Genomic DNA, 19,821 nt, shown 5'->3' on the forward strand with positions numbered 1-19,821 from the left:
GGATGTCCGCAGTCTCGATCAAGCCCCTGGTTCTGCCCGCCCTGATGGGCGCGGCCCTGCTGGCCGGCTGCAAGCCGGCCGCCGAGCCGGCACCCGCCCCCCCGGCAGAGGCAGAGGCACCGGCCGCGGCCAGCACCGCAGCGGCCGGGCATGTCAGCCGCACCGCGCGCCTGCAGGCCTTCCTGACCGCGCGATACGGCAAGGACGCGCAGCTGTCCGACGGCTGGCGCGGCAACTGGACTCAGGACGGCGACACCCGCCCGGTCGACTGGGCGGTCTGCGCCGAACAGCCGGTGGTCAGCGGTGACAGCTGGCAGCAGCTGCTGGCGGTGTGCGGCGAAGTGGTCGACGCCGGCCATGCCGACGCGGGCACCATCGATTACTACGTGCTGCGCCCGGCCGGCGATGGCTTCGAAGTGGCGGCCGAGCTGATCGGCGGCACCTATGGCAGCAGCGGCCGCCCGGGCAGCGTCGAGATCCTGCGTTTCGGCAGCGATTTCTACGGCTTCCGCAACGTCAGCGGCTGGTACGGCCAGGGCTATTCGCTGCAGACGCAGAGTTTCATCCTGCCCGGCCCGAACGGTCTGGTGGATGCCGGCAGCGTGCGCAGCCACATCGACAACACCGCGGCCTACGACTGCGACGACGCCGAACAGGCCGAAGACTGCCGCACCCGCATGTTCGACTTCGACTTCGCACTGCGCATGGACGACAGCAACCGCAGCTCGCGCATCTGGCCGCTGCTGATCGAGGAAACCGGCAGAAGCTGTGGCGGCAACAACGTGCGCCGCACGCACCGCTTCACCCTGGACCCGAAGTCCTGGACCTATTCCTTCCCCGACGCGCTGCAACGCGAGGGCTGCGAGTGAACCACGCGCGCCGCCGGGGACATCGCCCCTCCCTTCCCACGCAATCTGGAATCTCGTGATGAACGTACTTGTCATCGGCTCTGGCGGCCGCGAACACGCCCTGGCATGGAAGCTGGCCCAGTCCTCCCGTGTCACCGAAGTGATCGTGGCGCCCGGCAATGCCGGCACCGCCAACGAAGACAAGTGCCGCAACGTGGCGGTGAAGGTGACCGACATCGACGGCCTGCTGGCGCTGGCCCAGTCCGAAGGCGTGGCGCTGACCGTGGTCGGCCCGGAAGTGCCGCTGGTGGCCGGCGTGGTCGACCGCTTCCGCGCCGCCGGGCTGCGCATCTTCGGGCCGACCGCCGCCGCCGCGCAGCTGGAAGGCAGCAAGGCCTACGCCAAGGATTTCCTGGCCCGCCACAACATCCCCACTGCGTTCTACGCCGTGCACACCGAGGTGGACGCCGCGCTGGCCTACATCCGCGAGAAGGGTGCACCGATCGTGGTCAAGGCCGATGGCCTGGCCGCCGGCAAGGGCGTGATCGTGGCGATGACCCAGGCCGAGGCCGAGGACGCGGTGCGTGACATGCTCTCGGGCAACGCCTTCGGCGATGCCGGCGCGCGCGTGGTCATCGAGGAGTTCCTTGATGGCGAGGAAGCCAGCTTCATTTCGATGGTCGACGGCGTGCACGCGCTGCCGATGGCCACCTCGCAGGACCACAAGCGCGTCGGCGATGGTGACACCGGCCCGAACACCGGTGGCATGGGCGCCTACTCGCCCGCGCCGGTGGTGACGCCCGAGGTGCATGCGCGGGTGATGCGCGAAGTCGTGAACCCGACCGTGCAGGGCATGATCGCCGACGGCATCCCGTTCACCGGCTTCCTCTATGCCGGCCTGATGATCGATGCCAGCGGTGCGCCGAAGGTGATCGAGTTCAACGTGCGCTTCGGCGATCCGGAAACCCAGCCGGTGATGCTGCGCCTGCAGTCGGACCTGGTCGACCTGGTGGAAGCGGCCATCGATGGCCGCCTGGACCAGGTGGACGCGCAGTGGGATCCACGTCCGTCGCTGGGCGTGGTGCTGGCCGCAAAGCCTTACCCGGAAGCGCCGATCACCGGTGACGTGATCTCCGGCCTGGACGCCGTGCCCGCCAATGCCAAGGTGTTCCATGCCGGCACCACGCTGGATGCACAGGGCCAGGTGCTCAGCGCCGGCGGCCGCGTGCTGTGCGTGGCCGCGCTGGGCGACAGCGTGCGCGACGCGCAGGCCAATGCCTATGCCGGCGTGGCCAAGGTGACCTGGGCCAACGAGTTCCACCGCACCGACATCGGCTGGCGCGCGATCGCACGCGAGGGCTGAGGCCCGCGCGATATCAGGGCAGCCACGCCTGGCGTGGCTCTACTGGGTGCGGTGGGCCCCCCCCCCCCCGGGGGGGGGGGGGGGGGCGGGGGGGCGGCCCCCCCCCGGGGGGGGGGGGCCCACGGATGCCGTACCGCCGGGGTAGATCCACGCCATGCGTGGATGAAGCCCCGGCATCAGGAGTTGGCGACATGCCCCATCTGCAGGACTATCCCGAAGACATCGATTGCACATGGCTGGGCGTGGACCGCACGGGTGCGGTTGCCGCCTTCGTCACTGCGGGCAAAGGCGAGATCCCGACCGTGCTTCTGGCAGACGCCGCCGTCGACATCCTCCAGGTTGAAACGATGCTGATGGACCTTCCCGCGGTTGGGGACGCCGTGATGCACGTGACGCTTCCCCGGCCTGACGACTATCTGGCGATGGCCTCGCGCGGCGTCCACGTCTACGACTGGACCGGCCATGGCTACACGCGCTTTGCCACCCCCGCCACAGCCATCCAGTACTCCGCACTGCGCGATGAACTGCAGGTCATGGCACGTCTTGCGACATTCGATTCCGTGGACTTCAGGCAATGCCCGTCGCTGTCGATCGGCGATCTGATCGAGGCAATCCAGTCGCGCTTCTGAAGATGATCGCGGCATCAGGACCGGCCCTCCCGGGCCATCGCGTCAGAGCACAGCGTCCAGACCCTTGCGGTCAATCAGGTTCAGCAGCTTCAATGAGGGGCCGCTGGGCTTTTTCTCACATTGTTCCCAGCTGCGTACGGTGGAAACGCTGGTATTGAGAACGCCTGCAAAGACCGGCTGACTGAGCCTCAGCGAGGTACGCAGCGCTCGGATCTGGGCACTGCTGTACTCGGGTACGGTTTCAAGGCAGAGGGCCTCATACGTACTCATCCTGCGCTTGTCGATGACGCCATGCGCGTGCAGGCTCACAGCAGCATCGTGCACCGCCAGCAAGAGGGGGCTTTTCGCACGCATTCTCTCCGGGACATTGTTCACTGCCTGCCTCCTGCGCTGTTTCGCATATCCCATCAGAACCAGTTCGTCAGTTCGATAGCCGATCGCGTCACGGCACGGTCGCAGAGCAGCCACGCGTGGCGTGGCTCTACTGGATGCCGTATCGCCACGTCTGGTGTGAGTCCACGGATGCCGTACCGCCGGGGTAGATCCACGCCATGCGTGGATGCGCGCGCCCCACAAACAAAAAAGGCCCGGCATTGCCGGGCCCTTCTTCATTCCAACGCCTTCCCGCTTACGCGGTGAACAGCGCCTTCATCTTCTTCAGCGCGTTCGCCTCGATCTGACGGATGCGCTCGGCGGACACGCCGTACTCATCGGCCAGTTCCTGCAGCGTCACCTTGCTGTCGGCATCCAGCCAGCGGCGGCGGATGATGTCGCGCGAGCGGGCATCCAGCTCGGCCAGGCCTTCGCGCAGCAGCTGCATCTGGTTGTCTTCGTTGTCCTCGCGCTCGTAGGCCATCGACGGATCTTCGTCGTTGGACACCAGGAACGCAGCCGGCGACGGCGGCGCATGATCGTTGTCTTCGTCGGTCGGCGCATCGAAACCGATATCGCGGCCGGACAGGCGCGATTCCATTTCCATGACCTCGCGCTCGGACACGTTCAGGTCCTTGGCGACGGCGCTGACTTCGGCCGCGTTCATCCAGCCCAGGCGCGTCTTCGACTTGCGCAGGTTGAAGAACAGCTTGCGCTGCGCCTTGGTCGTGGCGACCTTGACGATGCGCCAGTTCTTGAGGATGAACTCGTGCATTTCGGCACGGATCCAATGCACGGCGAAGGACACCAGGCGCACGCCCATGTCGGGGTCGAAGCGCTTGACCGCCTTCATCAGGCCGATGTTGCCTTCCTGGATCAGGTCGCCCAGCGCAAGGCCGTAGCCGTTGTAACCGCGGGCCACGTGCACCACGAAGCGCAGGTGCGAATGCACCAGCTCACGTGCGGCGTCCAGATCGTCACCGTCGCGGAAACGACGGGCCAGGTCCTGTTCGTCATCGACCGACAGCACCGGAATCTGGTGCACGGCACCGATGTAGGCGTCCAGCGAACCGAGCGCACTGGGAATCGGGAGATTGTTTGCCACAAGGGCAGTAGAGGTGTTCTGGCTCATAGGGCTCATCTTAGCAGTCCGGCTTTTGGACTGCTAAAGCGGGAGGAAGTTCCAGTGTTCCGTGAACAGAACACTGGGCGATTCAACATCCCTACCCTATCGCGAATTGATGACAATGGCGAGCAGGCTCGACCATGGTCGAATACGTTCAAAATCAACCACTTGAAGCGAATCAGGTGCATGAATGGTCGTTTTGGGCCGCAAAATCCCACGGCGCCACCCCATTCAGCCCGGCGATGTTGCCGGTCGTTCAGCCCAGGGCCGCAGGACCGCCCTCGGGCGGCCTCAATAATACCCGGCCATGTTCAGGAAGAAGCCCTTCTGGTCGTACTTCAGCTCGGTCATGTCGTCGCTGAACTCGGTGAAGTTGTAACCCACGCCGACCTTGAAGTGCTCGCCCACCCGCCGGTCCACGCCCAGCAGCCAGCCCTTGCGGACGCCGCCATCGCGCACCTTCAGCCAGCGGTGCTCGGCCAGCCCTTCCCACTCCGCGAAAAGGCGGTAGCGCAGCTGCAGGGCGGCGAAGTCAGCGCGGCTGTCCAGCCAGGCGCCCTCGCCGCGGCCGGTGCGGTAGTCGCCCCAGCGCGAAGCCAGCTTGGCGGCCATTTCCCAGCGCTCGCCGATCTGGCGGATGCCCTCCAGCGACAGCACCTGCGAGCGCTGGTCGTACAGGTTGCCGCCTTCCTGGCCCAGCGAGGCCACGTCATAGAGATAGGTGAACTTGCCGAAGCCGGCCCAGCGCGTGTTGTCGTGCGGGCGCCAGGCGAAGCCGACATTGGTTTCCACCAGCTTGGCATCGGCCACCGGGTTGATCCGGTCCTGGGTGTCGGCGTAGTTCGCGCGCAGGGCGAAGCGCCAGTCTTCGTTGAGCTTGTACAGCAGGCGGTTGGTGGTCACCCACTGCTCGCGCTGCTCGGCGCCGCTGTCACGGCGGTATTCCAGCTTGCTGCTCCACTGCGCCACCGCATCGGTGCGGCCGCCGCTGACGCTGTACGCACGGCGGTTGATGCGGCCCACGGTGGATTCCAGCTCGCCATCCATCAGGGTGAAGCCCAGGTTCCAGCCCTGGGCCGGGTAGAAGTCCATGCCGAAGGTGTGCACCAGTCCCGCGCTGTCCTGGCGGCGGTCCTTCAGGTACTGGCTCTCGTTGTAGACGTTCACCTGGTTGCTCAGGCGCCAGCGCTGGCCGACCGTCCAGCCGCTCTGCAGGCCGCTGTCGAACAGCGGATCGGTGCCGGTGCGGTCGGTGCTGTAGCTGTAGCTGCCGTAGAGGCTGTGGTCGGGCGCCATGCGGTACTCGGCATCGACCTTGCCGCCGTGGCCGCGGCTGCCGCCACTCAGTTCGGCACCCACGCTGCTGCGGTCGCCGAACAGGTAGCGCGCGCCCAGGGTCAACAGGTCGTTCTTCTCGTAGGCACCGCCGTCATCGTCCAGGGTCACCTGGCCAGTGCCGTACAGCTCCCACGAGGAACCGAAGCGCTGGCGGTAGCCGATTGCCGCCAGCAGCGCGGAGACATCCTGCAGCTCCTGCTCCTCGCGCACCCGGCGCAGTTCGCCGGTCAGCTGGCCATCGTTGCCCAGCCGCCATTCGGCGGTCAGCTGGCTCTGCTCCAGCGCCAGTTCGCCCTGCTCGGTGCGGGTGTGGCGGCCGTACAGGCTGAAATCATCAGTGAGGTAGCCGAGGAACTCCGCGCCATATTCCTGGATCGGCAGGCCGGTGTCCTGGCGTGCCACCGAGAAGCCGGCATCGACGTCGCGCCACCAGGCGCCCAGGCTCCAGTCCTGGGTGGTCCAGCCGAGCTCGCGCAGGTTGGCGCGCGCTTCCACCGCCGAGGCCTTGCCCGAACGGCGGCCTTCGTACGGATTGCGGCGGATGAAGCTGAGGCCGCCGTTGTCCGAATAGAACACCGGCGCCGCGGTGGCATCGGTGCGGGTCTATTCCATCTTCAGGTAGGTGCCGCGGCCGGCCTGCAGGGTCAGGTCGGCGCCCTTCAGGCTGTAGTTCTCGCCGCTGCGGTTTTCCTCCACCCAGGTGCCTCCCACCGCCACGTGGTCACCAATCCACTGGCGGCCGCGCGCACCATAGGTCACATCGTTGCTGCTGAAGCCCAGCGGCACGTATTCGTAGTCCACCAGCAGCAGCTGGTCGTAGCCGTCCAGCGGCATGTCGCGGGTGATGCTGCGCACGTTCTCGCGGGTCAGCTGCGCCAGCGGCCGGGTCAGGATCAGCCGGCCCTGCAGGTCGTCGATCTCGTAGTCCACGCCTTCCTGCAGGGTGGCGCGGGTTTCGGTGCGGCCGGTGGTGCGGTCGCGCACTTCCAGCACCACCTGTTCCGAGCCCGGCAGCAGGTCGGTATGGCGCAGGTAGTACAGGCTGCCGCCGGTGCCGAGGAATTCGCTGTGGCCCGGCGCCGACTGCGCCTCCGAACCGAACACCTTCAGCTGTGAACGCGCTTCACCCAGCGGCGTGGCCGACAGCGAGCGCCAGTTCAACGCGCCGCCGTACAGCGAACGCACGTACTGGCCGTATTCGGTGCCGGTGATGCCGGTGGCGAAGTTGCCCCACAGGGCCTGGCTCTGGTCCCAGTCCACGCGCAGGTACAGGCGGCCCTGCGTGTCAACGTCGCGGTAAGTGGTGGAATCGTCGCCGTACACCGGGTAGTACAGGTCCGGGTCGAGGCGGCGGAACACGTCCTGCGCATCGGCACGGCTGAAATCACGGAACAGGTACTTGAGCTCGCGGTCCTGGGTGTCGGCCTGCGCGGTCACCAGGTATTTGCCGCGCATCTTGCCCTTCAGGTAGAACGCCAGCCGGCCTTCGCTGAGGAAGCCATCGGTGTCGCGGTCATCGGCAGCCAGCGGCTGCACGTTGCCACTGGCACTGTTCTTGGACAGGGTGACATCGGCGATGGCGACCAGGAACAGGTAGCGGCCGGTCACGTCCACGTCCAGCTGGCGCTGCGCGGACGGTGCATCGCGCGATTCCACCCGCACGTCATAGCGGTGCTGGCCGACCGGCTCGAGGAACTCGGCGGCGAACTTCTGTTCCAGGTCGACCGGGAAATCCTGGCCGTTGATGCGCACGCGGCTGTTCGGTTCCAGGTTGCGGCCGTACAGGCGCACGCGCGAGCCGCCGCTGGGCGCGCCGACCAGGCTGAGGGTCACGCCGGCCTGCGGCACCGGGTTGCCGGCGAAGGTATCGTTGAGCAGCACGCTGGGCGTGGTGCCGCCCGCACCCGGCGGCAGCGGCGTGTCAAAGGTGTCGTCGTTGGCGACCAGCACGTTGGCACCCACCACCACCGATGCGGTCGACGTCGAACAGACGCTGGCATTCGGCGCGGGCAGGCACACCTGGTAGTTGATCTGCACGGGCTGGGTGATGTTGCCGGCCGGTGCGTAGGTCAGCGTACCGGTGCTGCTGATGGTTGCACCGGCGACCGGCGTACCGGTCTGGCTGTAGGTGGCGCCGGCCGGTGCGTTGTCGTTGGCGGCCAGGTTGCCGGTCAGCGATGCGGTGCCCGCCTGCACGTTGAAGCTGTCGGCCACGGCGGTGGGTGCAATGATCAGGCTCGCCGTGGCGGTGGCGCAGTTGGTCGGCGAGGCGTTCTCGCAGATCTGGTAGCCGATCGACGTCGCGCCCGCCGCAGCACCGGCCGGCACCGCGATGACGCCGGCGCTGTTGATGGTGAAGCCCGCCGGCGCGTTCTGCAGCGAGATGATCAGGTTGCCGCCGACCACCGGCTGGCCGTTCAGGGTGTCGTTGCCCAGCACCGTCGGCGTGCTGCCGCCGGTGGTGGAGGAAATGGGCGTGGTGAAGCTGTCGTTGGCCGCGACCAGCGCATTGGCCTGCACCGGCACGGCCGGGGTGGTGGCGGTATTGTCGCCCGGGGTCGGGTCGGTCGTACCCGACGGCAGCACCAGCGACACACTGTTGGCCGGCACCGTGGCCGGGGTCGCGGCCGGCGCCGTGCCGTTCACCAGCAGCACCACGCTGTCGCCCACGCCGACGTTGACCAGCACGTTCACCGCATTGCCGCTGCCACTGGGCTGCGCACAGGACGACGCAGCCGTGGTCGCCTGGCAGGTCCAGGTCACGTTGGTCAGCAGCGAGCACACCGTATCGACCACGCCCACGCCACTGGCCGCCGACGGCCCTGCGTTGTTCACCTGGATGCGGTACTGCACCGGGCCACCTGCGGCCACGGGGCTGGCGCTGACCAGGCTCTTGCTCACGCTCAGCTGCGCCTGCAGCGCCAGTGCGTTGGTATCAGTAGCGCTGTTGTTGCCCGGCGTCGGGTCGGCCACGTCGGTCGGCGCGGTCACCGTGGCGGTGTTGTTCAACGGGTTCGGGTAGCTCTGCGCCAGCAGCGGCGGCGGCAGCAGCAACGCCAGCACGGCCATGGCATGCGCGATGCCGGCCGAAGCCCTGCCTGCCCTGCCCTGCCTGCCCACTGCTGCCATGCGTCCGTCCTCGAATGCACGCCGTCGCCTGCTGCAGGCATCCGGCATCGGTGGTCCTGTCCTTCCCCCGCGCAGGGCATTCCCCGCGCGCACTGCACCGCACCGCGCGCTAGTAGGCGCCCGGGTTGTTGCTGAAGCTCACTGGCACGCTGATCGTTGCCTGGCCACCGTTGACCAGGTTCACGCCCACGTTCACTGCATTGCCGCCCACCGCGCCGCCACTGGCCGCCGCGCAGGCGCTGCCGCTGGTCGCGCTGCAGGTCCAGGCGCCACGCAGGGTGGTGCCGTTGGGCAGGGTGTCGGTGACCGTCGCATTGGTCACCGCGTCGGGCCCGTTGTTGACCACCTGCAGCGTGTAGGTCGCCGTGCCACCCGGCGTATAGGCGCCGCTGCCATCGCTCTTGGTGATCGACAGATCGGCCTGCCGCGTGCGGTTGGTGATGCGGCACACCAGGGTGGTGGCGGTGGCGGTCATCGCCGGTGCCTGCAGGGTGAAACTGCCGCCGCTGCCGGACGAGTCCACGGTGTTGTTCTGGTCGGTGCACTGCCAGGTGCTGGCATAGCGGGTCAGCGTGGTACCGGCTGCCGCCGCTTCGGCCAACGCATAGCTGCCGCCGGGCACGGTGATGATCGCCGCCGTGGCACCGTTGTTGCCGACGTTGCTGGCCGAGCCCACCGTGCTGCCGTTGTAGGTGATGGACAGGTTGAAGCGGCCGGTATCGCTGGTCGGCTGCAGGTCCTTCACCAGCTGCAGGGTGGCGGCACAGGCCTGGGTCACGCCTTCCACGGTGAACACCGCCTGGCCCACGCGGATGCCGAGCAGGCCGAGCAGGTTGTCGACCACGCCGCCCAGCACGGCGGTCAGCACCGGTGTCACCACCGCATTGACCAGCGTGCGTACCGGCGTCAGCAGCGTGTTGACGATGCCGTTGACCAGGTCGGCCACCGGCAACGGCAGCGACACCGATCCCAGCAGGGTCACCTGTGGATTGCCACTGATGAGCTGGATGTTGAGCGAGTTGACCAGGGTGGATACCAGCGTGGCCGCACTGACCGTGCCGGCGGTGAGCGTGCGTGTCTGTGGATAGGGCCCGGTGAAGCTGGCGCTCTGCAGGCCCGGTGTCGCGGTGGCATAGCCGCGGATGCCCACCGCGATCGGGATGGTGATGTCGGCCACCGGCACCGGGGCGCCCAGCAGGACCACGCCCACCCGCACCTTCACGCTGAGGTTGGTCAGGGTGGCGGTGGTGAGGGCGGTGTCGGTCAGCACGGTGCTGCGGTTGAAGAAGGTGGCGTCGCTGATCTGGCCGACATACAGGTTGACCAGGCCCGGGCGCGCCTGCAGGGTCACCGCGTTGCCGACCAGGTTCACCGCCGAGATCGAGCCTTCGGCGCGGGCCACGTCGGCGTAGACCTGCAGGTGCAGCACGTCGGCGCTGACGCTGGTGTTGGACAGCGACACACCCAGCAGGTTGAGCCCGTTCAACGCGGCGGTGAGGGTGCCGGTGTTCAGGCCCTGCACCAGGTCCAGGTCGAGCTTGATGCGGATGGCCGCGCTGTGGAATGCCGCGCCCACCGTGCCGCAGTTGTAGCTCGGCGGTTCGATCACCTGCGCCCACAGGCGCACGTTGGCCACGCCATTCAGACCGAGTGCCGCGGTGTTCACCGTGATCGGCGTCGGCGTGGTCAGCACGTTGCGGAAGTTGTAGAGCTGCACGCCGCCGGTCAGCAGGTCGAGCACGTTCAGGCGCACCGTGGCCAGCGAACCGGTCGGCAGCGCGACCTGCAGGATGTCGGCCAGGCGGATGCTGCCGGAGGTTCCGGCCACGCCCAGCGGCAGCACGTTCAGCACGTTGGCCGCGGCGGTCTGGCCGTCGGCCTGCAGCACCTGCACCATCGCCGCACGCAGCTGGCCCAGGCTGATGTTGGTATTGAGCACCTGGCTGGGGTCGCTGACGGTGACGCCGCCATTGAGCTGGGTCAGCAGTGCATTCAGATTGACGTTGGCGCCGGCCAGGCTGTTCCAGTCGGCGACGCTGAGATTGAGGCTGGTGCCCGGCAGCAGCGCGCTGAACAGCAGGTTGAGGATCGGGCTCTAGGTGGAATCGACCGAGACCAGGCGCGGCCCGGCGCTGACGCAGGCCCCGGCGGTGCAGGCGGACTGGGCCTGTGCGCGGCCCAGGCAGGAAAGCACTGCCAGGACCACCAGCATCACCAGCGCCTGCCAGCGCAATGACGATGCTTTCACGCCCTTCACATTAACCATGCATCGTTCTCCGCCGATTTTGGGCAGAGGCACGCCGTGGCGACGTGATCAGCGCGTCGTCCTGGAGTAATCGCTCCGCCGGTGTCGCTCCCTGCGTGGGACTGCGTTCATTTCCGGTTCGGTGCGATTAATGCGAGGCAACGAAAGGCCGTCAAACAAGACGGCGTGAAATCGGGGGGAAGAGGCGCTTGCTTGCGCGCAGGAACGACGCGCAGACCTCTTGGAATGCAGACAGGGACAGCAATTCTGTACACGCAGAAAAAGTATTGCTGTCAGGGAAGCAGCGCTTACCGAACATGGAGAGGGGGTGAAAAATGCAGTCGATGTGCGACAGAATCCGGCGAGCCCGACTAACGGCTGGCCTTTCTCAAACACAGTTGGCGTTGCATTGCGGGGTCCGCCGCAGCGCCGTGGCCCAGTCGGAACGTGAGGGCGGCACCGTTCCCAGCGTGCAACATCTCTCGAAACTCGCGATTGTGACGCAGGTCCACTTTGAGTGGCTGGCCACCGGTCGTGGCCCCGGGCGTCCCGACGATGGCGAGCTGGCGCCACCGGAGACCGCAGTGGTGGAGGCGGCGCGCAGCCCGCAGGAAAACGCGATCCTGACCCTGCTGCGGCGGTTGCCGCCGCGCAAACGCCAGGTCGCCCACGCCATCATCGAAATGCTGACCGAGTAACGCCTCGCCCGCGTGCCGTCAGAGTGCAGCGCGCGGCGGCAGTGACCAGTCGATCGGTGCCTTGCCCTGGCGCTGCAGGTACTCGTTGGCCGTTGAAAAGTGGTGGCAGCCGAGAAAACCCCGGTGCGCCGACAACGGCGAGGGGTGCGGAGACTTCAGCACGCGGTGGCGACGGGTGTCGATCACCTTGCCCTTCTTCTGCGCGTACGCGCCCCAGAGCATGAACACCAGGCCGTCGCGCTCGCTGTTGAGCACATCCACCACGTGGTCGGTGAAACCTTCCCAGCCGCGCCCCTGGTGGGCACCGGCCTGGCCTTCCTCGACGGTCAGCACGGCGTTGAGCAGCAACACGCCGCGCTGTGCCCAGGGCACCAGGCAACCGTGGTCGGGCCGGGCGATACCGAGGTCGCCTTCGATTTCCTTGTAGATGTTCAGCAGCGACGGCGGTACCGGCACGCCCGGGGCCACCGAGAAGCTCAGGCCATGGGCCTGGCCGCGGCCGTGGTACGGGTCCTGGCCAAGGATCACCACCTTCACCTGCTCGAACGGCGTGGCGTCGAACGCAGCGAAGATCTGCGGGCCCGGCGGAAATACCGCCGCACCAGCAGCCTTGCGCTGGCGCAGGAAGGCGGACAGCTCGCGCATCTGCGGCTGCAACAGGTAATCCCCGACGTGCTGCTTCCAGCTCGGTTCCAGCTGGATCGTCGGGGTATCCACTACGTCATCAATCATCGCGCCACTTCTATCGCAACAGGGGTCCATCGTTCAAACGTGCCAGCCGCAGCTGGAACAGCACCTTGGTCACCAGCAGGCGCTCCTCGATCGGCTTGAGCACCAGATCGTTTGCACCGGCCTGCAGCAGCCCGGTCTGGTTGTGCGGGTTGCCGTCGCCGGTCATCACCAGCACCGGCAGGCGGCGCTTGCCGTAGCCGAAATCCACGCGCACGCGCTGCACCACGTCGCGGCCGCTCAGCTCACCCTTCAGGGTGACGTCGGTCAGCACCAGGTCGATGCGGTGACGGCTGCGGCCCAGCGATTCGGCGGTGAGCAGGGTAAAGGCTTCCTCGGCGCTGACCACGTGCATCACGTTCAGCTGCTGCCGCTCGAGCATCCGCTTGGTCGCTTCGGCCACCACCCGGCTGTCCTCGACATACAGGATGGTGGCGCCGGGAATGGTCTGCGGCTGGACGTAGCCGCGGATGAAAGTCGCCAGCGCCTCGTGGCCCAGCGCCTTGTCGAAATAATCGGTGACGTACTCGGTGAAGCGGCGCTGTTCCAGGTGCTGCTGCGCATCGCCGGAGACCACGATGACCGGCACGTAGGCCTGGCCGGCGGCTTCGCGCACGCTCTTGGCCAGCGCCAGGCCGTCGCCATCGCGCAGGGTCAGCGAGGTGGTCACCAGATCCACCGGACCCTGTGCCAGCACCTGCTGCGCTTCCTCGATGCTGTCGCAGCCGATGACTTCAACGCCCGGCAGGTCACGCTGCAGCACGTCGGCGATCAGCTTGCGCACCAGCTTGGAACCATCGACCACCATCACCCGCGTCGCGGGCCCTTCAAGGTGCTTCAACGCTTGCGGTCGCATGCCGGTCTCAGGTGTCGGTGGGGCGGGTCTGGCGGAGGAAGTGGCCGGTCACCAGCCAGGCACCCAGCCAGCCCAGCAGCAGCGTGCCCAGCAGCACCAGGCTGCCGTGCAGCAGGTCCAGGCCATGCAGCACGAACGGGCTGCCGTAGCTGCGCGACAGATCGGCCAGAGGCGCGCGCAGGGCGGTGCCGGCTATGCCGATCAGGGCCAGGGCGACCGCACCGGCGCCCAGGCCGTACCAGGCGCCCAGGTACAGGAACGGGCGGCGGATGAAGCCATCGCTGGCACCCAGCAGCTGCAGCACGCCGATTTCCTCGCGGCGGGCCTGGATGTCCAGGCGCACGGTGTTGCCCACCACCAGCGCGGCACCGGCACCGAGCAGCGCGGACAGCACCTGTACCAGGCGCGCACCGAAGGCCAGCCAGGCATCCAGGCGCTGCCGCCACAGGGCGTCGTGCTGCACCAGGTCGGCACCGGGCAGGCTTTCCAGCGCGCGCGCCAGGCGCGCGTCATCCTGGCCCTGGCCGGGGGTGACCACCAGCAGCGACGGCAGCGGGTTGTCGTTGAGTGCGTCGATGGCCTCGCCGAGGCCGGCATCGCGTAGTTCCTGCAGGCCCTGTTCGGGCGTGCGCACGGTCACGTTGGCCACGTCCTGGCGGTCGCGCAGCTCGCCGGCCAGGCGCAGCGCGCCCGGGCCATCGACGTCGGCCTTCAGGAACACATTGATGTCGCGCGACTGCTGCACGCTGCCGGCGAACTGCTTGAGGTTGTCCAGGGCGATGGACAGGCCCAGCGGCAGGGCCAGCGCCAGCGCCATGACCATCACCGTCAGCAGGGTCGCCCAGGGCTTGCGGCAGGCGCGGCCCAGGCTGAACACCACGCTGTGCGCGTGATGGTGGAACCACACGCCCAGGCGCGACGGTGCGGCGGCTTCGCTGTTTTCGTTCTTGCCCATGCGTTACTCCGCCAGGTCCTGCGGCGAGATGTCGTCCGCCAGCCGGCCATGGTCGAGGATCAGCACGCGCTTGCGCATGCGGCGCAGCAGCGGCAGGTCATGGCTGACCACCAGCACGCTGGTGCCGCGCGAGGGCAGCTCGGCGAACAGAGCCATGATCTCCGCCGCCAGGGTCGGGTCGAGGTTGCCGGTCGGCTCATCGGCCACCAGCAGCTTGGGTTCGCCCACGATCGCGCGGGCGATGCCCACGCGCTGCTGCTCACCGGCCGACAGCTGCGAGGGCAGCGCCTTCTCGCGGTGGCCCAAACCCATGCGTTCCAGCACCGAGCGCACGCGCTTGGCGATGTCGCCGCGGCGGGTGCCGCGCAGGATCAGCGGCAGGGCCACGTTCTCGGCGATGGAGCGGTCCATCAGCAGGCGGTGGTCCTGGTAGACCGCACCGACCGCGCGCCGGTGGCGCGGGATGTCACCGCCGCGCACCTTCAGCAGGTTGCGCTCGTCGAACACCACGGCGCCTCGGCTGGGCCGCTCGTCCAAGTGGATCAACTTGAGCAGGGTGCTTTTGCCCGCCCCGGAATGGCCGGTGACGAACAGCATTTCGCCGGGGGCTACTTCGAAGCTGACATCGGTCAGGGCTTCGTGGCCACCGGCGTACTGTTTGCTGACATTGTCGAAGCGCAGGACACTCATGCCCCGATTATGCAGGAGCCGCGCGACGGATCGGTAGCGCCCGGCCCATCCCCGCGGGTTTTTCGCCCACCCTCAAACCCCCCCGCCCAACCGGCGGGCCGAAGCCGGCCGGTGGGGGGGGTGCCGCCCCGGTGGGGTGGGGGGCCACCGTTGGTCGGCACGCCGTTAAAGCCACCCGACCAACGGTCGGGTGCTACCCGCTGATCGGCAGCGCCGATCAGCTGCCCGACAGCATCCGGCGGATCTTGCGGCCGATGCGGGTCAGGAACGAATCACCCGTGTCGGCGGCCGTACGCACCGGCTTGGCCACCACCTGCACCGGGGTGACCGGGCTGGCGCCATTGCCGGCGGTGTTCTGCGCGCCCTCGGCACCTTCGACCGGACGGCCGTGGCGACGACGACGACGCTTGCGCGTCTTGTGCTCGCCATCGGCGGCACCTTCCGGCGCGCCTTCGGCACGCGGCGGGCGCGGCGGACGCGGGGCCTGGGCAGCGGCGCCTTCGGCACCGGCGACCGGCGCGGCAGCAGCCTGCTCGCCTTCCACGCGCGGCTTGCGCGGGCCACGCGAACGGCGTTCGCCGCTGCGCTCACCGTCGCGACCACCACGGCCACCACCGCCGCTGCCGGAACGGCCGCCACTGCGGCCACCGCCACGACGCTCTTCCTCGGCGGCGCGGGCTTCGCGCGCTTCGCGGAAGATCTGGCCGACGCTTTCGTTGTCGTCGCCTTCCTCGCCTTCGGCCGGGGCCGGGCGTTCCGGGCGCGGCAGCGGGGTCATCAGTTCCTTGGTAACCGGCTCAGACGGAATCTTCTGCTCGATGTACGCCTCGATGTCGGGCAGGCCCATCGCGTAGCGCTCGCAGGCGAAGCTGATCGCATCACCCTCTTCGCCCAGGCGCGCGGTACGGCCGATGCGGTGCACGTAGTCTTCGGCGTCGAACGGCAGGTCGTAGTTGTAGACGTACTTGATGCCGTCAATGTGCAGGCCGCGGGCAGCCACGTCGGTGGCCACCAGGATTTCCAGCTGGCCCTTCTGGAAGCGGTTGAGCAGGCTCTCGCGCTTCTTCTGCGGCACGTCGCCGGACAGCACGCCGACGCGGTAGCCGGCCTTTTCCAGCGAACGGGCCACGCGCTCGACGAACACCTTGGTGTTGACGAAGACCATGGTGCGCGCGCCTTCGCTGCGCGACAGCAGGCCCAGCAGCAGCGGGATCTTCTCGTCATCGGCCGGGAAGTAGATGCGCTGGCGCACGCGCGCGGCGGTGATGGTCTCGGCTTCGACCACCAGCTTCTGCGGCTCGTTCATGTGCTCGTAGGCCAGCTCCAGCACGCGGTGGCTGAGGGTGGCGCTGAACAGCAGGGTCTGGCGGGTGGTGCGCTCCGGCATGCGGCGCAGCAGGAAGCGGATGTCCTTGATGAAGCCCAGGTCGAACATGCGGTCGGCTTCGTCCAGCACGCAGATCTCGCAGGCGTGCAGCGAGACCACCTTGTGCTGCTTCACGTAGTCGATCAGGCGGCCCGGGGTGGCGATGATGACGTCCACGCCCTGCTGCAGCAGCTCGCGCTGCTTGTCGTAATCAACGCCGCCGTAGACCAGGGCGAAACGCAGGCCCAGGTCGGAACCGAACTTCACCGCATCCTTGTGGATCTGGATGGCCAGTTCGCGGGTCGGGGCCAGGATCAGCGCGCGCGGGTCTTCCGGCTTGCGGTCGGCCAGCGCCGGACGCGTCAGCAGGCGGTTCACGACAGCGACCAGGAAGGCCAGCGTCTTGCCGGTGCCGGTCTGCGCCTGGCCGGCCACATCACCGCCGGGCAGCGCGACCGGCAGGGTCAGCGCCTGGATCGGGGTGCAGCGGGTGAATCCGGCTCCTTCAAGACCAGCCTGCAGGGCCGGATGCAGCTCGAAGGAGGAGAAGGTCAAATCGGTCAGCGGTTTGTCGCTCATGTGTCCGTCTTGGTATGGCCGCCGGCCCACGGGGCGGCTGGCACTTCAGCGTCTAGGGGAACCGTCGCAAACTGCGGCCCCTGCGGCGGGTTGGCAGGCTGGGACCACCCGGTCCGCACGCCGCACAATGCCCCAGTTTAACGCACTCGGGCCGGCAAACCGGAACCACCCGTCTCACCACCCCGGGAGACGCCGGACCCCTACCCGCCCTTCACCCAGCCGCACGCCACTTGAACGGCCCCGCCAGGGCCACTGGCCCCGCCCCGGTGCCACCCCCATGTTCTCGAAGACAGTGAAATCCGACACATACCGGGCTGGGACACGATCACGATACGCTGGGTTCCAGCCAGCAACTGTCCCCGCCGCGCGATAGGGGTACACTGCCGGCCGTGAGCGTCCAGGCATCCCGCCGAACGCACCGCGGCAGACCGCCGCGAGGCAACGACGAGGGTCGCGCCACCGGGCATGGCCCAGTTCACCCACCTCCGGCCTGGCCGGGTGCAATCCAAGACGAGAAACCAAGATGAGCGACAAGGTTGTACACGTCGGCGATGCCGACTTTGATAGCGCCGTGCTGAATTCCAAGGAACCGGTGCTGGTCGATTTCTGGGCCGAGTGGTGTGGCCCCTGCAAGATGATCGCCCCCGCGCTGGACGAACTGGCCGACGCATACCAGGGCCGCGCCAAGATCGCCAAGGTCAACGTCGACAACAACCGTGCGCTGGCCGCCAAGTACCACGTGCGTTCGATCCCGTACCTGGTCGTCTTCAAGGACGGCGAAAAGGTCGGCGAGCAGATCGGTGCGGTGGGCAAGGCCCAGCTGGCCGGCCTGCTGGACAAGGCCCTGGCCTGATCCTGCTGTTCCACGGCAGCCGCTGACCGCGGCTGCCGCTGGGCGCCCCGCGCCCACATGAATGCAGTTCCCGGTGACCCTTGCACGGCGCCGCTGGCCGATGATAGTGTCGGCATATCCGGCCGCGTTCGCGTGCCGCACCCTCTGGACGCAGTTTCTTCCAGACCCATTCCCAACGTTCGCCGCCCCAGCGGGGCGCTCGCACCTTCAAGCGAGGAATAACGCTCTTGTCCGATAACACTCCCGAAACCGGCAGCGCCGATGCGCCCGCCGAAAAGCGCGTGCGCAAGCCCCGCGTGAGCAAGGCAGCCGCTCCGGCCGCCGCCGAAACCAGCGCTGCCCCCGCGCAGCCGACCCTGCCGCTGGCAGCCGCGCCCGAAGCGCCGGCACCGGCCGCAGCCGCCCCCGCGCCGAGCGCGCCTGCCGCTGAAGCCCCCGCCTCCGGCGGCGGTGAAGGTGGCGAAGGCCGCGAATCCGGCCAGCGCCAGCAGAACCACCAGGGCGGTGGCCAGAACCAGGGCCAGGGCCAGAACAACAACCCCTACAACCAGGGTGGCCATAACGGCCAGCAGGGCCAGGGCAACCGCCGCGACCGCTTCCGCAACCGTCGCGACCGCGACCGTGGTGGCCGTGGCCGCGATGACGGCATGCCGCAGGACGGCGGCGAGCAGCCCTTCGTGCCGCGCCCGCACGCCAACGTGCCGGAAGGCTTCCCGGTCTACTCGCTGAGCGACCTCAAGCGCATGCCGGCGCAGAAGCTGCTGGAAATCGCCGAGCAGCTGCAGATCTCCGAAGGCGTCGCCCGCGCCCGCAAGCAGGACGTCATCTTCGCCCTGCTGAAGGTGCTGACCCGCCACGGTGACGGCGTCGCCGCCGACGGCGTGCTGGAAATCCTGCCCGACGGCTTCGGCTTCCTGCGCGCGGCCGAGGCCAGCTACCTGGCCGGCCCGGATGACACCTACATCTCGCCCAGCCAGATCCGCCGCTTCAACCTGCGCACCGGCGACCACATCTCCGGCCGCATCCGCTTCCCGAAGGACGGCGAGCGCTACTTCGCACTGAACATCGTCGACACCATCAACGGTGAGCCGATCGAAGCGTCGAAGAACAAGGTGCTGTTCGAGAACCTGACCCCGCTGTTCCCGCGTCGCCGCTTCACCCTGGAGCGCGGCAACGGTTCGTCGGAAGACATCACCGGCCGCATCCTCGACCTGATGGCGCCGCAGGGCAAGGGCCAGCGCTCGCTCATCGTTTCCCAACCGAAGGCCGGTAAGACGATGATGATGCAGCAGGTGGCCACGGCCATCACCACCAACCATCCGGACGTGCACCTGATCGTGCTGCTGATCGACGAGCGCCCGGAAGAAGTGACCGAAATGCAGCGCACCGTGCGCGGCGAGGTCATCAGCTCGACCTTCGACGAGCCGGCCGCGCGCCACGTGCAGGTGGCCGAAATGGTCATCGAGCGCGCCAAGCGCCTGGTCGAGCACAAGAAGGACGTGGTGATCCTGCTGGACTCCATCACCCGCCTGGCCCGCGCCTACAACAACGTGGTGCCGAGCTCGGGCAAGGTGCTGACCGGTGGTGTGGACGCCAACGCCCTGCACCGCCCGAAGCGCTTCTTCGGTGCCGCGCGCAACGTGGAAGAAGGCGGCAGCCTGACCATCATCGCCACCGCGCTGGTCGACACCGGCTCGAAGATGGACGAGGTGATCTACGAAGAGTTCAAGGGCACCGGCAACAGCGAAGTGCACCTGAGCCGTCGCATCGCTGAAAAGCGCGTGTTCCCGGCCATCGACATCAACCGTTCCGGCACCCGCCGCGAAGACCTGCTGATCGAACCGGAACTGCTGCAGAAGATCTGGATCCTGCGCAAGCTGCTGCATCCGATGGATGAAATGGCCGCGATGGAATTCCTGCTGGACAAGATGAAGAACACCAAGTCCAACGACGAGTTCTTCGGTTCCATGAAGCGATAAGAAAAAAGCCCCGCACTGCGGGGCTTTTTTTTGCGTTCGGGATGGCTCATCCACGCATGGCGTGGA

The 19,821-nt window shown here is 67.8% G+C and carries 17 protein-coding genes; 6 read left to right on the forward strand and 11 right to left on the reverse strand.

All coding sequences use genetic code 11. The features are described from left to right. Positions 1-2: 2 nt before the first annotated feature. The 3 genes from ACVOK1_RS06190 (at position 3) to ACVOK1_RS06200 (ending at position 2,840) form a co-directional block, all read left to right on the forward strand. Positions 3-869, forward strand: coding sequence for a hypothetical protein (locus ACVOK1_RS06190; protein WP_481561444.1), 867 nt, complete (start codon positions 3-5; stop codon positions 867-869). Positions 870-927: 58 nt separating this feature from the next. Next, positions 928-2,211, forward strand: a complete 1,284-nt coding sequence (gene purD, locus ACVOK1_RS06195; RefSeq protein WP_481561445.1) for a phosphoribosylamine--glycine ligase — start codon at positions 928-930, stop codon at positions 2,209-2,211. A 191-nt stretch (positions 2,212-2,402) separates the two neighbouring features. After that, the gene (locus ACVOK1_RS06200) at positions 2,403-2,840 is read left to right on the forward strand and encodes a hypothetical protein (protein ID WP_406234364.1); all 438 of its coding nucleotides are present in this window, start codon (positions 2,403-2,405) and stop codon (positions 2,838-2,840) included. A gap of 42 nt (positions 2,841-2,882) precedes the next feature. On the opposite strand, the gene ACVOK1_RS06205 is transcribed toward ACVOK1_RS06200, so the two are convergent. From ACVOK1_RS06205 to ACVOK1_RS06230, 6 genes are all read right to left on the reverse strand, one after another. Then, a complete protein-coding gene (locus ACVOK1_RS06205) occupies positions 2,883-3,215 on the reverse strand; it encodes a helix-turn-helix domain-containing protein (RefSeq protein WP_481561446.1) in 333 nt (110 codons plus the stop codon). 253 nt (positions 3,216-3,468) lie between these two features. Then, positions 3,469-4,344, reverse strand: coding sequence for an RNA polymerase sigma factor RpoH (gene rpoH / locus ACVOK1_RS06210; protein WP_481561447.1), 876 nt, complete (start codon positions 4,342-4,344; stop codon positions 3,469-3,471). A gap of 285 nt (positions 4,345-4,629) precedes the next feature. Next, complete coding sequence (locus tag ACVOK1_RS06215; protein ID WP_481561448.1) at positions 4,630-6,252, reverse strand: TonB-dependent receptor; 1,623 nt, start codon at positions 6,250-6,252, stop codon at positions 4,630-4,632. A gap of 27 nt (positions 6,253-6,279) precedes the next feature. After that, complete coding sequence (locus ACVOK1_RS06220; RefSeq protein WP_481561449.1) at positions 6,280-8,805, reverse strand: Ig-like domain-containing protein; 2,526 nt, start codon at positions 8,803-8,805, stop codon at positions 6,280-6,282. 109 nt (positions 8,806-8,914) lie between these two features. Beyond that, entirely contained in the window at positions 8,915-10,744 is a 1,830-nt protein-coding gene (locus ACVOK1_RS06225) for a hypothetical protein (protein WP_481561450.1), read from the reverse strand. Between the two features lie 156 nt (positions 10,745-10,900). After that, a complete protein-coding gene (locus tag ACVOK1_RS06230; RefSeq protein WP_481561451.1) occupies positions 10,901-11,071 on the reverse strand; it encodes a hypothetical protein in 171 nt (56 codons plus the stop codon). 323 nt (positions 11,072-11,394) lie between these two features. Between ACVOK1_RS06230 and ACVOK1_RS06235 the strand changes: the two genes are divergently transcribed. Beyond that, entirely contained in the window at positions 11,395-11,748 is a 354-nt protein-coding gene (locus ACVOK1_RS06235) for a helix-turn-helix domain-containing protein (RefSeq protein WP_481561463.1), read from the forward strand. Positions 11,749-11,766: 18 nt separating this feature from the next. Here ACVOK1_RS06235 and ung read toward each other — a convergent pair whose 3' ends face one another. The 5 genes from ung to rhlB form a co-directional block, all read right to left on the reverse strand. Beyond that, positions 11,767-12,480 carry a uracil-DNA glycosylase gene (gene ung, locus ACVOK1_RS06240; RefSeq protein WP_481561452.1) on the reverse strand — a complete coding sequence of 238 codons (714 nt, stop codon included), beginning with the start codon at positions 12,478-12,480 and terminating at the stop codon, positions 11,767-11,769. A 10-nt stretch (positions 12,481-12,490) separates the two neighbouring features. Next, positions 12,491-13,333 carry a response regulator gene (locus ACVOK1_RS06245; protein ID WP_200751548.1) on the reverse strand — a complete coding sequence of 281 codons (843 nt, stop codon included), beginning with the start codon at positions 13,331-13,333 and terminating at the stop codon, positions 12,491-12,493. A 7-nt stretch (positions 13,334-13,340) separates the two neighbouring features. After that, on the reverse strand, positions 13,341-14,288 hold the full coding sequence (gene ftsX, locus ACVOK1_RS06250; RefSeq protein ID WP_481561453.1) for a permease-like cell division protein FtsX: 948 nt from the start codon (positions 14,286-14,288) through the stop codon (positions 13,341-13,343). 3 nt (positions 14,289-14,291) lie between these two features. Continuing rightward, a complete protein-coding gene (gene ftsE / locus ACVOK1_RS06255; protein ID WP_079223801.1) occupies positions 14,292-14,978 on the reverse strand; it encodes a cell division ATP-binding protein FtsE in 687 nt (228 codons plus the stop codon). 217 nt (positions 14,979-15,195) lie between these two features. Continuing rightward, a complete protein-coding gene (gene rhlB, locus ACVOK1_RS06260; protein ID WP_200751546.1) occupies positions 15,196-16,923 on the reverse strand; it encodes an ATP-dependent RNA helicase RhlB in 1,728 nt (575 codons plus the stop codon). Between the two features lie 523 nt (positions 16,924-17,446). Here rhlB and trxA point away from each other — a divergent pair. Further along, entirely contained in the window at positions 17,447-17,776 is a 330-nt protein-coding gene (trxA, locus tag ACVOK1_RS06265) for a thioredoxin (RefSeq protein ID WP_025878607.1), read from the forward strand. A gap of 227 nt (positions 17,777-18,003) precedes the next feature. Continuing rightward, positions 18,004-19,755, forward strand: a complete 1,752-nt coding sequence (rho, locus tag ACVOK1_RS06270) for a transcription termination factor Rho (protein WP_481561454.1) — start codon at positions 18,004-18,006, stop codon at positions 19,753-19,755. Positions 19,756-19,821: the final 66 nt, after the last annotated feature.

It is taken from the genome of Stenotrophomonas sp. STEN087 (assembly GCF_056759115.1).